General features: G+C 43.1%; 12 protein-coding genes. 4 read left to right on the top strand and 8 right to left on the bottom strand.

The window, feature by feature from the left end:
* Positions 1 to 5: 5 nt before the first annotated feature.
* The 8 genes from hisIE to hisG form a co-directional block, all read right to left on the bottom strand.
* Positions 6 to 596: a bifunctional phosphoribosyl-AMP cyclohydrolase/phosphoribosyl-ATP diphosphatase HisIE gene (gene hisIE, locus DBR43_RS07875; protein ID WP_124579493.1), complete on the bottom strand. Its 591-nt coding sequence runs from the start codon at positions 594 to 596 to the stop codon at positions 6 to 8.
* Positions 593 to 1,348 (bottom strand): imidazole glycerol phosphate synthase subunit HisF, encoded by a 756-nt coding sequence (gene hisF / locus DBR43_RS07870; RefSeq protein WP_124579491.1) that lies wholly within the window; start codon positions 1,346 to 1,348, stop codon positions 593 to 595. The genes hisIE and hisF overlap by 4 nt, the downstream gene beginning before the upstream one ends.
* A 3-nt stretch (positions 1,349 to 1,351) precedes the next feature.
* The gene (gene hisA / locus DBR43_RS07865) at positions 1,352 to 2,101 is read right to left on the bottom strand and encodes a 1-(5-phosphoribosyl)-5-[(5-phosphoribosylamino)methylideneamino]imidazole-4-carboxamide isomerase (RefSeq protein ID WP_124579490.1); all 750 of its coding nucleotides are present in this window, start codon (positions 2,099 to 2,101) and stop codon (positions 1,352 to 1,354) included.
* 1 nt (position 2,102) lies between these two features.
* Positions 2,103 to 2,696, bottom strand: a complete 594-nt coding sequence (gene hisH / locus DBR43_RS07860) for an imidazole glycerol phosphate synthase subunit HisH (protein WP_124579488.1) — start codon at positions 2,694 to 2,696, stop codon at positions 2,103 to 2,105.
* Positions 2,696 to 3,829 (bottom strand): bifunctional histidinol-phosphatase/imidazoleglycerol-phosphate dehydratase HisB, encoded by a 1,134-nt coding sequence (gene hisB, locus DBR43_RS07855; protein WP_124579486.1) that lies wholly within the window; start codon positions 3,827 to 3,829, stop codon positions 2,696 to 2,698. The genes hisH and hisB overlap by 1 nt, the downstream gene beginning before the upstream one ends.
* A gap of 3 nt (positions 3,830 to 3,832) precedes the next feature.
* Positions 3,833 to 4,879, bottom strand: coding sequence for a histidinol-phosphate transaminase (hisC, locus tag DBR43_RS07850; protein WP_124579484.1), 1,047 nt, complete (start codon positions 4,877 to 4,879; stop codon positions 3,833 to 3,835).
* A 1-nt stretch (position 4,880) separates the two neighbouring features.
* Positions 4,881 to 6,167: a histidinol dehydrogenase gene (gene hisD, locus DBR43_RS07845; protein WP_199756985.1), complete on the bottom strand. Its 1,287-nt coding sequence runs from the start codon at positions 6,165 to 6,167 to the stop codon at positions 4,881 to 4,883.
* Positions 6,168 to 6,257: 90 nt separating this feature from the next.
* Positions 6,258 to 7,109, bottom strand: a complete 852-nt coding sequence (hisG, locus tag DBR43_RS07840) for an ATP phosphoribosyltransferase (RefSeq protein WP_124579482.1) — start codon at positions 7,107 to 7,109, stop codon at positions 6,258 to 6,260.
* A gap of 290 nt (positions 7,110 to 7,399) precedes the next feature.
* On the opposite strand from hisG, the gene DBR43_RS07835 reads away from it, so the two are divergent.
* Genes DBR43_RS07835 through DBR43_RS07820 form a run of 4 tightly spaced genes read left to right on the top strand, consistent with a single transcriptional unit; the run spans position 7,400 to position 12,967 of the window.
* A complete protein-coding gene (locus DBR43_RS07835) occupies positions 7,400 to 8,977 on the top strand; it encodes a L,D-transpeptidase family protein (protein WP_233602908.1) in 1,578 nt (525 codons plus the stop codon).
* A gap of 21 nt (positions 8,978 to 8,998) precedes the next feature.
* The gene (locus tag DBR43_RS07830; protein ID WP_124579479.1) at positions 8,999 to 11,044 is read left to right on the top strand and encodes a BatA domain-containing protein; all 2,046 of its coding nucleotides are present in this window, start codon (positions 8,999 to 9,001) and stop codon (positions 11,042 to 11,044) included.
* Complete coding sequence (locus DBR43_RS07825; protein WP_124579477.1) at positions 11,041 to 12,303, top strand: dihydroorotase; 1,263 nt, start codon at positions 11,041 to 11,043, stop codon at positions 12,301 to 12,303. Before DBR43_RS07830 ends, DBR43_RS07825 begins: the two co-directional genes overlap by 4 nt.
* Positions 12,296 to 12,967: a hypothetical protein gene (locus DBR43_RS07820; protein WP_074609579.1), complete on the top strand. Its 672-nt coding sequence runs from the start codon at positions 12,296 to 12,298 to the stop codon at positions 12,965 to 12,967. Before DBR43_RS07825 ends, DBR43_RS07820 begins: the two co-directional genes overlap by 8 nt.
* Positions 12,968 to 12,969: the final 2 nt, after the last annotated feature.

Below are 12,969 nucleotides of genomic sequence, written 5' to 3'. Positions count from 1 at the left end.
AAGGTTTATTTGCGGTGTCTTTTTTCCAGGTTTTGTGCGATTTCAGTCAGGCTTTTTCCCTTTTCTTTCAAGAGCACCAACAGGTGGAAAATAAGGTCTGAGCTTTCATTTACAAAATCTTCATCGGTTTCATTCAGTGCGGCGATTACGGTTTCTACACCTTCTTCACCTACTTTCTGCGCAATTTTATTTAAGCCTTTCTGACGGAGTTTATTGACATAAGATTCCTCAGAAGGGTTTTCATACCGGTCTGAAATAATGCTTTCCAGTTCGAAAAGGAAGTTTTGGTTGTAATCTGTTTTAAAACAGCTTCTGCTGCCGGTATGACAGGTTGGGCCAACCGGACTTGCTTTAATTAAAATCGTATCCCGGTCACAATCGATATGTGTTTCTTTTACAAAGAGGAAGTTCCCACTTTCTTCACCCTTGGTCCACAGGCGGTTTTTAGACCTCGAGAAAAAGGTCACTTTGCCTTCTTCCTGAGTTTTCGTCCATGCTTCCTGGTTCATGTAGCCCAGCATTAAAACTTCCAGGGTTTGTTCATCCTGTATAATTACAGGGACCAGCCCATCCGTTTTTTCAAAATCTATATTCATAACCTTACAGGTATATTGTGGTATTTTAATTTTTGTTTCAGGTCGGGGATGGGGATTTCACCGAAGTGGAATACCGAGGCCGCAAGGGCTGCATCGACGCCTGTTTTTTCGAAGACTTCTATGAAATGTTCTACTTTTCCTGCACCACCGGAGGCAATGACAGGAATATTGATCATTTGGGTGATGGTATTCAGTAAGCCACAGTCAAAACCTTGTTTGGTGCCATCATGGTCCATAGAAGTCAGCAGAATTTCTCCTGCACCCAGGCTTTCTGCTTTGCGGATCCAGTTTTCGGTTTCCAGTTCCGTAATGAGCCTTCCTCCGTTGAGGTGAACCATATTACGGCCTTCTACGAGCTTCGTATCTACCGCGACCACGACGAACTGCACCCCAAAATTTCTGGCCAGCTCTTCAATCAGTTCCGGGTTTTTTACCGCTGCGGAGTTGATGCTGATTTTATCTGCACCTGCATTCAGCAAGGCATCTGCATCCTGCACAGTCGTGATTCCGCCTCCGATGGTAAAAGGGATGTTCAGCTGACGGGCAACCGATTTCACCATTTCTATCATCGTTTTCCGGCGCTCATGCGTGGCCGTAATGTCGAGAAACACCAGCTCATCTGCTCCCTGCTGTGCATATTGCCAGGCCAGTTCTACCGGGTCACCTGCATCTTTAAGATCAATAAAATTAACTCCTTTAACCGTTCTGCCATCTTTAACATCCAGACATGGAATGATACGTTTGCTCAGCATTGCTTAAAGGGAGGTCATTTGCTTTAGATTCCAGTCTTTAATCTCATCAATGGTGACCCTGTTTTCATATATCGCTTTGCCTACTACCACAGAGCGGATGTCTAATTTGGCCAGTTCTTCGATGTCTTCCATTGAGCTGATTCCACCAGAAGCGATCAGTTTAATGAAAGGGGAGTGCTCCAATAGTTTTTTATATAAATCTACTGCTGCTCCACCCAGTTTGCCGTCTTTGTTGATGTCAGTACACAGGAACCTGAAAAAGCCCAGCTGTAAACATTTGTCAACATAGTCCATCAGTTTAATTGGGGAGCTTTCCATCCAGCCCGAATATTTGATCACTTCATCCAAAACATCAATCGCAATTACGATCCTGTTGGCATAATCATATTTTTTACCTACCTCTTTGCTCAGTTCGGCAAGGAAATCAGGGTTCGTGATGGCCTGGGTACCTACGATGACGCGGTGAATTCCGGCATCCAATAAGTTCGTTACCTGTTCAATTGTCCGGATACCGCCGCCGTACTGAACGCGCATATCTGTTTTACTGATGATTTCAAAGAGTGCTTTTTGATTGCTAAAGTCACCTTTTGCACCATTTAAGTCGATGATATGTATAAATTCTGTACCATTAGAGCGGTAGGTTTCAATCATTTCGGCGATGGAAACATCATATTCAGTTTTCTGGTTATAGTCACCTTCTCTCAGGCGAACTACTTTTCCATCTAAAATATCAATTGCGGGGATAATGTACATCTTACTGTTTTAAGTTTGAAAAATTCTTTAATAAATGCTCTCCGGCGATACCGGATTTCTCCGGGTGGAACTGCACGCCATAGAAATTATCTTTATGTATTGCTGCAGAAAATGGCATCCCATAATTTGCAGTCGCAATATCAAAAGTAGGGTTATATTCAATAAAGTACGAATGGACAAAGTAAAATTGTGTCAGGTTTTCAACACCTTCAAACAGGGAATTGTTTTTGTGATCAATGTTATTCCATCCCATGTGCGGAATTTTAATCCCCTGATCCTTATTGAATAACCTCGTTTGTAAAGGGAAAATGTTCATCATTGTGGCATCTCCTTCTTCGGAATGGGCAGTCAGGAGTTGCATCCCTACACAGATGCCAAGCACTGGTTTCTTTAGTGCCTTAATTGGTTCCACCAATCCGGTATCCTGCAGTTTTTTCATGGCTGCCCCGGCATGGCCTACTCCCGGAATGATGATGTGGGTATATTTATCCAGATCGGCTTCGGTATTGACCATTCCAAACGGAAGGTGTTGTCTCTCCAGGGCCGAAGTCAGGGAGAAGATGTTACCTGCACCATAGTTTACAATTCCAATCATTACAATACGCCTTTAGTACTTGGTAAGACTAATTTCTCTGCATCACGTTTAATCGCCATCTTGATCGCTTTTGCAAAAGCTTTGAAGATAGATTCAATTTTATGGTGTTCATTTTCTCCTTCTGCTTTGATGTTCAGGTTAGATTTTGAAGCATCACTAAAAGATTTAAAGAAGTGGTAGAACATTTCTGTAGGCATATCGCCCACCATTTCACGTTTGAAATCTGCCTCCCAGACGATCCAGTTTCTTCCGCCGAAGTCAATGGCTGCCTGTGCCAGACAATCGTCCATTGGTAGGCAGAAGCCATAACGTTCCAGGCCTAGTTTATTGCCGATTGCTTTGGCAAAAGCCTCGCCAAGGGCGATTCCAGTATCTTCGATCGTATGGTGTTCGTCGATGTGGAGGTCGCCATTCGTTTTAATTTTCAGGTCGATACTGCCATGACGCGCGATCTGATCGAGCATATGGTTAAAGAAGTTTAAACCGGTATCAATTTCTGCTTTTCCCGTCCCGTCGAGATCAATATCAATACTGATTTTAGTCTCATTGGTATTTCTTTCATGGTGTACTGTTCTCGTTCCTGCCTTTAACATCGTATAGATGTCTTCCCAGTTTTGGGTTCTCAGGGCAATGACGTGCGAAAGTGTTTCTATTTTATCCAGGTTCTCGTTTGCACCAAGGGCCAGGTTATTCGACAACCAGATTGCTTTTGCGCCCAGGTTTTTGGCCAGAACGACATCATTGATCCTGTCGCCGATGACAAAAGAGTTTTTCATATCGTATCCCTCTCCCAGGAAATGCTGCAACAGCCCTGTATTGGGTTTGCGTGTTGGCGCATTCTGATGGGCAAAAGTTTTGTCGATGATGACTTCACTGAATACGACGCCTTCATTGGCAAAGGTTTTCATTACGAAGTTATGTACCGGCCAGAAATTTTGTTCCGGATGTGAATCCGTTCCCAGTCCGTCCTGGTTGGTGACCATAACCAGGTCGAAATCCAGCTCCTTTGCTATTTTTGAGAGGTAATAAAGTGAGCGTGGGTAGAATTCCAGCTTTTCAAAAGAGTCGATTTGCTCATCAGCGGGTTCAGTAATGAGGGTGCCGTCTCTGTCAATAAATAATACTTTCTTCATGGATTAGTAGTTAAGCGATTTTAAGGCTGCGATGAGAATTTCGTTTTCCTGTGTGGTTCCTATTGTGATTCGGAGACATCCTTCACAAAGCGTTACTTTAGAACGGTCTCTGACAATGATGCCTTGTTCTACCAATGCATCGTAAGTTTTCAACGCATCAATGACTTCAATTAGTATGAAATTGGCATCCGAAGGATAAACTTTTTTCACGAGTGGGAGCTGGGCTAATTCCTGGCTCAGGTTTTCTCTTTCTGAGACCGTTACCTTGATCCATTCGTTTACCTGTCCGATGTTTTGCAGGGCTTTTAATGCCAGGTCTTGTGTTGCCTGATTGATGTTGTAAGGTGGTTTTACCTTGTTCAGGATGTCAATTACCGGACGGGCGGCAAATGCCATTCCCAAACGGAGTGCGGCAAGGCCCCAGGCTTTAGAAAATGTTTGCAGGATAACCAGGTTGGGATACTCCGTTAGTTCCGGAATAAAGGTCCTTTGTTTTGCGTAATTGATATAAGCTTCGTCAATGATGACCAGGCCGTTGAAATTCGCTAAAACTGTTTCTATATCGGTCCGGATAATGGAGTTTCCGGTCGGGTTATTAGGCGAGCAGATGAAAATCAGTTTTGTGTTTTCGTCTATCGCTTCCGCTATCTTTTCCAGATCCAGCTGGAAGCTTGGCAGCAGGTTTACTTTGCGGACTTCCACATTGTTGATATTGGCCGAAACTTCGTACATGCCATAAGTTGGCGGAAGAATGATCACATTGTCTTTTCCCGGCTCGCAGAAGGCGCGGAACAGCAGGTCAATTGCTTCATCACTTCCATTTCCAAGGAAGGTGTTTTCTATCGGTACGCCTTTGATTTTGCTCAGTGCATCTTTAAGATCCAGCTGCAGGGGATCAGGGTATCTGTTGAAATTCTGATCCAGCGGAGAACCGTATCCGTTCTCGTTTGCATCTAAGAAAACACTTGCCTGTCCTTTATATTCATCTCTCGCGGTAGAGTAAGGGCGGAGATTTTTGATATTTTCCCGTTGTAAGTTATTGATATCCATCTTATGATTTTAAACGAATAGTGATTGCATTTTTGTGTGCCTGCAGGCCTTCGGCTTGTGCCAGGACCTCTACAGTACGTCCTATATTGGTTAAACCCTGTTCGGTGATGTGCTGGAAAGTGATCTTTTTAAGGAAAGAATCCAGAGATACCCCCGAATAAGCTTTAGCAAAACCACTGGTAGGGAGGGTGTGGTTGGTTCCTGAAGCATAATCTCCGGCACTTTCCGGAGTCAGGTTGCCCAGAAATACCGATCCTGCATTGTAAATCAGGGGAATAAGGGCCTCAAAACCTGTAGTTGATAAGATCAGGTGTTCCGGAGCGTAAGCATTGCTGAAGTCCATTCCCTGTTCCAGATCTTCCACCAGCACGGCATAGGAGTTTTCAATCGCTTTTGCTGCGATGTCTTTCCTTGGAAGGTCCTGAATTTGCAGTTCAATCTGTTTTAAGGTCTGGTCTATGATTGCCTGGGAGGTGGCCACCAGGATCGTCTGACTATCTGTTCCATGTTCTGCCTGTGCCAGAAGATCTGAGGCGATATAGGCCGGATTGGCGGTCTCATCTGCAAGGACCAACACTTCTGAAGGACCTGCGGGCATATCGATTGCCGTCATGGTGCCTGATTGAATCAGTTGTTTTGCCTGGGTCACGTAACGGTTTCCAGGACCAAAGATTTTGTACACCTTTGGAACGCTTTCTGTCCCATAGGCCATAGCGGCAACCGCTTGTGCACCACCCACCAGATAGATCCGGTCTATGCCTAACTTTAAAGCGCAGTAGGCAAGATAACAATTGGTTTTTCCATCCTTTTGAGGAGGGGAGCAAACCACTATTTCTTTACATCCTGCTAAAACTGCAGGAATGCCGAGCATGAGAAAGGTACTGGGCAGGACTGCTGTTCCACCCGGAATATAGAGGCCAACACGTTCTATTGCCCTTGATTCGCGCCAGCAGGTCACGCCTGGCATGGTCTCGATTTTGTTTTCTGAGTTGGCTTGTGCGGCGTGGAAAGTTTTAATATTGGAATATGCGGTGTCAATGGCCTCTTTCTCTGCGGAAGGAATACCTGCGGCAATGCTTTCGATTTCTGCTTTTCCGAGGTAGAGTTGTGTTAAGGAGACCTGGTCAAACTGTTGTGCATAATCGCGCAGGGCGATGTCACCTTCCGTTTTTACCCGTTCTACGATGTTCTTTACACGGTCCTGGATGCTACTATCGTCTTCGAGCTGTCTTAAACAGATTTCTTCAATTTGCTGTTTAGATAAGTCTTTATAACTGTAGGTTTTCATCAGTATATACTTGTTTTTTTCGGTCATGAAGCTATCATAAGCATTTCATTGCTGTTTGTAAGCGGTATGCTTATGATGGTTTCATTCGGTTTAGGCGATTATTTTTTCGATTGGCATCACTACAATTCCCTGTGCACCGGCAGCTTTCAGGCTGTTGATCTTTTCCCAGAAGTCGTGCTCTGCAATGACAGAATGAACGGCAACCCATTCTTCGTCAAACAATGGCACCACGGTCGGGCTTTTCACGCCAGGCAAGAGGTCTACTACTTTTTTAAGATTTGTTTTGGCCACATTCAGCACCACATATTTGGTTTCTTTGGCGCGTAAAACAGAAAGGATTCTTTGCAGGAGCTCCTGAACTTCAGGTAACAATTCTGAACCTTTACTTCCGATCAGTATCGCTTCAGATTTCATCACTTCCGAGAAAGGTTTCAATCCATTGCTTTTTAAGGTTCCACCGGTAGAAACGATATCGCAAATGGCATCGCTTAATCCCAGTCCCGGGCCAATTTCTACAGAGCCGGAGATCGTTCTGATGTCTGCATTGACATGATTTTCTTTGAGGTATTTTTCCAGGATGACCGGATAGGAGGTGGCGATGGCTTTGCCTTCCAGCTGAGCGATTTCAGTGATCCTGCTTTCATTGGGAATCGCAATCTTCAGTGTGCATTTTCCGAAGCCCAGTTTCTGAAGATAGGTTACTTCGGCGCCGGCTTCTACAATGACATTTTCACCAACAATACCCAGGTCGGCAATACCATCCTGAACGTATTCCGGAATATCATCATCTCTTAAAAAAAGGATTTCTAAAGGGAAATTGGTAACGGTGGATATAAGGGAGCTTTTGTAGTTTTCAAATGATAGACCACAATTTTTAAGAATCTCTACTGATTTTTCGTTTAGCCTGCCAGATTTCTGGATAGCAATTTTAAGTGTTTTCAATTATGCTGTGTTGAAATTTATTGATTATTGGACAAGAAGATAGTTCCGAAACAAGTTTTGAAGTACAAAACATTACATATACATCGCCGACAGGCGATGGTGCAAATGTAAGTGATGGTTCAAAATTTGATTCATAATTCTATTTAAGTCCTTAATCAACAATGACTAGCATGTTGAGGAGCTGCAAATATATAGATACAATTTACAAATCAAAATATATATGGCATTTTATTTGATTATATCGCTTCAATAAATATAATTAACATCTAGTTTTGCAAAAAAATACCATCTTGAAAAAAGCGTTACTCTTATTGATTCCCTTTTGTTTGCTGTTAAATGCCTGTTCCTGGTTTAAAGATACTCCCCAGGTAGGTTTAGTTCTCTCAGAACATTTTGACAGAAAATTATATAAAGACTTTGATACTGCAGCCTATAATGTAGTGTTTAGGAAACACTATGACTCCTTAAAAGGGAAATTATCCAATCCCAACACCATTAAAGAGTTTTATTTAAACCATAATTACGAGCCCCGTCTGGTGACTCAGTATTTTCCTATTGGTGCCCTGGATACACTGGAAGCATACATCGGGAAAAGTGAAGATCATGGCTTTAATCCGGATAACTTCCGCCAGAAGCAGTTGGATGCGGCGCTAAAAACGCTTTCCGGTGATAAATTTAAAAAGATTGAAGAAGTATATCCGGTAATTGCCGATCTGGAGCTGAATGCAGCCGAAGCACTGGTTAAATATGATAATTACATGAACTATGGGGTTGTAAACCCGCGTAAGCTCTTTTCCAGATATTATGTCCCGGTAAAGCGTCCGGACAGTGCCAGTATGTCTGGTGCATTGGCGACTAAAGACCTGGGAAAACTGCTGAAAGAGATCCAGCCTTCGTCCAAACAATACCTTGCACTTCAGCACAGGCTGAACATTCTGAAGGCCGGCGGACGTGGTAAAAGTGATCAGGCAAAGACCATCATGGTCAACATGGAACGTTTGAGGTGGAAGTTGCCCGAGATGGGAAAAGAATACGTGGAAGTCAATATTCCTGATTTTTCACTCACCTGGTTTAATCAGGAAGATACGGTTAGCCATATGAAAGTATGTGTTGGCGGAAAAAGAGAAGAGGGATATGCGGAGAAGATTGCCAGGTATGCGAAGACCGGAAATCTCGACGACAAGCCTAAAAACCATGAAACACCAATTCTTTACAGCAAGCTGAACTCCATTCAGGTAAACCCGGTATGGAATATTCCTGTCAGCATTGCGAGGAATGAAATCTATTGGATGGCACGTAAAGACCCTTATTACCTTTCCAACAGCAATATCAATGTGTACAGGAATGGAAAGCTCATTGGCGAACCTGATACGATTCAATGGAGCAATTACTCGAGGGAGAAGTTGCCATACCAGTTTAAACAAGGATCCGGAGATGGAAATGCATTGGGGAAATTCAAATTCATCTTTGACAATGGATCGAGTATTTACCTGCACGATACGAATAACAAAAACGGATTTAACAAGGCTAACCGCGCCATTAGTCATGGTTGTGTACGTGTAGAAAAGCCTTTGGAATTTGCGCAGAACCTGGTTCGCGACAAATATCAGTACGATCAGCTGAGGATGGAAGTGAACCTTCCTCCACTGGATACGAACCGGATGAATGCCTATAGAAAGAAACTCGCTAAAAAAGCAGATACGGTAAATTTATTTAAATTGAAGCCTACCTGGTTTGGGACAAAAAAGCCTGTGCCCTTGATTATCAACTACATTACGGCCTGGTCTCAAAATGGAAGCATCCAGTTCAGGCCAGATGTATATGGTTTAGATGAAACTTTATGGCTGGCTATGAGGAAATTCATGTAAAAGTTCTACCTTTGGTTTTTAATGAATTTCCTATACCCAGGTTTTCTTTTTGCACTGCTGGCAATAGCCATTCCTATTGCAATTCATTTATTTAATTTCAGGAAATTCAAGAAGGTATATTTTAGTAATGTACAATTCTTAAAGGAAGCCAAAGAACAGAACTCCTCCAGGGAAAAGCTGAAACATTTACTGGTCCTGATCAGCAGAATTCTTGCGGTCATCTTTTTGGTCTTTGCTTTTGCGAGGCCCTTTATTCCATTATCTTCCACAGGGGAGCCGGGCAGAAGAAACCTGATCAGTATTTATATTGACAACTCCTACAGTATGGAGACCGTTAATAAGGAGGGGAATTTACTGGATGAAGCGAAAAGAAAGGCCAAAGAAATTGCGGCTGCCTATCAGCTGAACGATCAGTTCCAGCTCCTGACCAACGACTTCGAAGGAAAACATCAACGGGCAGTCAATAAAGAGGAATTTATACAGATGTTGGATGGGTTGAAGATTTCGCCTGCAAGCAGAAGCCTGCAGCAGGTGGTCAACAGGCTGCAACGCGAAAGCGGAGCAAACAAAAACCAGATCGCCTATTTGTTGTCCGATTTCCAGAAGAGCTTTGTGGGCATTCAGCCAATTCAGTCGGATAAAGACATTCGTTATTCCCTGATTAAATTGAACGCCAACAGCCTTCCCAATATTTCTGTAGATAGTGTATGGAGCTTGTCGCCGGTACATCAGCCAAACCAGGCAGAGCAACTCGTGGTTCAGCTTCACAATTACGGGGAAGAGGATGCCGCAGATATCCCTATAAAATTAACGATCAACCGGCAGCAAAAGGCCATCAGTAATACGAAAGTTCCTGCCGGTAAATCGGTAAAAGACACTTTATCCTTTAGCGGTTTACAAAAGGGATGGCAAAAAGGGATGCTGACGATTAAGGATTTTCCACTCACGTTTGATGATGCGCTGAATTTTAGTTTCCAGGTGAATACGGAAATGAAAGTATTGAACATCAGTGGAGATCCTTCACAAAAATTCATTAAATCGCTGTTTGCTGCTGATCCTTATTTCAAGCTCAGCGAAATGCCGGAAGCGAATATCAAGTATTCCAGCTTTTCTGATTACAGCCTGATTGTGCTCAGCGGATTAAAACAACCTTCTTCCGGACTGGCTCAGCAATTGAAAAACTATGTGAAAAATGGTGGATCGGTGGTCATCTTTCCGGATCTCGATGCGAACGGAGCCATTTATACCCCATTTCTAACCGCTTTATCTTTACCTGCGGTAAAGCAGCTCAACTCCGGGCCAGCCATCACGAGCAGTATCGAATTGAAAGATCCTGTTTTTAAAGATGTGTTTGATCAGGTGCCTTCCAACATGGACCTTCCCGTGGTGACCCGTTATTTCAGTTATCTGGAAAGAAATGCAGGAGGGAAACAAGGCATTTTGCAATTGCCTTTGGGCCAGTTTCTTTTCGCAAGGTACGCTTCCGGAGCGGGTTCCATGTATTTGTCGGCCAGCTCATTGGACCCTAAAGACGGGAGCTTGTCCAGACATCCGGTATTTGTACCGATGATGTTCAAAATTGCTTTCTCAAGCGTTAAAGAGCAGCCCTTATATTATACTTCGGGACAGAGCGACCTGTTGGAACATCAGAAAATTTCTTTAGGGGCCAATCAATCCTTAACCTTAAAGTCTGATGGAATAGAAGTCATCCCTGAAGTCAGACAAGTGCCTGGGAAAACGCTGTTGTACGTTGCCGATCAGATCCGGAAACCTGGTTTTTACGATTTAAAGAAAGCAGATTCTGTACTGGCGGTAATCGCTTTCAACGACAACAGGAAGGAATCTGATATGCATTATGCGACAGATCAAAGCCTGACCGATTTATTCGGCAAGCAAAAGATCGCCCTTTACAATTCTCAGAAAGATGCTTTGTCCTTAAATATTCAGGCCAAAAATAACAGCATAGAGTTATGGAAACTTTGCCTAATTTTGGCTGTTGTTTTTTTAGCCATTGAAATACTATTGATCCGATTTTTTAATAAAACAAAAAACATACAAACACCATGAATCTTCTCATCACCGGCGTAACTATTGCCGATCCAAACAGCCAGTTCAATCAAAAAACTTGTGATGTACGTGTAGAACAGGGCAAGATTACTGCTATTGGGAGTAACCTGAAGCCTGCAAACAAGGAAGAAGTGTTTGATGGAACCGGTGCGATTTTATCTCCGGGATTCTTTGACCTGAACTGCTCTATTGGAGATCCGGGTTTTGAAACCAAGGAAGATATAGAAACGGCAACCAGGGCTGCTATGTCTGGTGGCTTTACCGGTCTGGCCGTTTTACCGCATACCAAACCGGTGGTTCATTCCAAAGGAGAGGTGGCTTATATCATCAATAAGGCAAAAGGAAATCTGGTAGATGTATTGCCTGTAGGCGCGGTAAGTCATGATCTGGAAGGTAAAGAACTGGCAGAGATGTATGATATGCAGCAGTCGGGAGCGGTGGCTTTCTCTGATGGCAGTAAGCCGATTACAGACGATGGTTTCATGAGCCGTGCCTTGCAATATGTAAAAGGTTTCAACGGGCTGATGATGGTGCATCCGGAAAACAAATCCATAGCCGGAAAGTCGCAAATCAATGAAAGCAAGACCAGTGTCCTGCTGGGTATGAAAGGTGTTCCTGCGTTGGCAGAAGAAATGCACATCAGCAGGGATATTTTCCTGGCTGCTTACCATGATGCGCCCTTACACATCAGCAACATTACTACTGCCGGATCGGTAGCGCTGATAAAAAGAGCAAAAAAGGACGGGCTAAAGATCAGCTGTGATGTGGCTGCACATTACCTGGTATTTACAGAAGAATTGTTAAACGATTTTGACAGCAATTATAAAGTGAAACCTCCTTTGCGTGGCAAGTCTGATATCAAAGCATTATTAAATGGCTTAAAAGACGGGACCATTGATGCAGTATGTTCACAGCACCGTCCGCAGGAGATCGAGTTTAAAGCAGTAGAATTTGAAATTGCTTCTTATGGCATCATCGCCCTGCAAACTGTTTTACCTTTACTGATCAAAGCCGGACTGGACGCGACTCAGATTGCAGAGAAGCTTTCCATCAATCCCCGTAAATTATTGAAGCTTCCTGTACCGGTGATCGCAGAAAATGAAACCGCCAATTTTACGGTTTATCATCCTGCAAAAGAATGGGAATACAACAGCACTAACAATCAATCGAAATCGGCAAACTCGCCGCTTTTGAATAAAAAATTAACCGGTAAAGTTCAACTGGTATATAACAACAAACAATTACAAGCATATGGATAATCATGTAAGAACAGCGCTAATTGCGTCGTTAGATAAATTTGCTGCGGTATCTGGAAAAGATTCCATCAAATTAGAAGAAGGGCTGATCGAAGTATTCAGTAAGGACCTTGGCTTCCTTGAAAAAGTAGAGGAGTTCGATGAAGTGTTTAACGACTACCCGGCTTTTGAGGAGTTAAGAGAAGTTTTCTTTGACTTGCTGATGATCAATTTCTTCGCCAATGACGTGAAGAAGCTGGAAGAAGATTACCTGGAATCGGATGAATGGGCAGATATTGAAGAAGAGACGATCGAAAGAGGTACAGAGCTTTTAAACCTGTTGTTGTACATCAATGAATGTCATGATGAGCGCATTAAGCCAGAGCTGGGCGACTTCCTAAAGGAATTCTTATTGGTAGAAGAAGACGAGTTCCAGGATGAATTCCATATCTATGAAGACCTGATCAGCAACCAGAACCTGGTTGAGAGCAGCATAGAAGACATCTGCAGTCATGTTGGAATGATCGAAATAGGAGAAGAAATGGAAGATTTATTTATTCCTTTTATGGCCTTTTTCCATCAGCCAAAAGAGAGCGAGCAGGTGATCAAAGATTTGCAGGAGTATAGCCCTAACAAAGAGTTTGATGTTGCAGTTTATACGTTAATTGCTAATTTTAATAAAAACTAGCC

Origin of the sequence: Pedobacter sp. KBW06 (assembly GCF_003852525.1) — a bacterium.
Taxonomy (GTDB): Bacteria; Bacteroidota; Bacteroidia; order Sphingobacteriales; family Sphingobacteriaceae; genus Pedobacter.
Note: the sequence above shows the minus strand (reverse complement) of the source record. Positions and strands in the feature narration are given on the sequence as shown.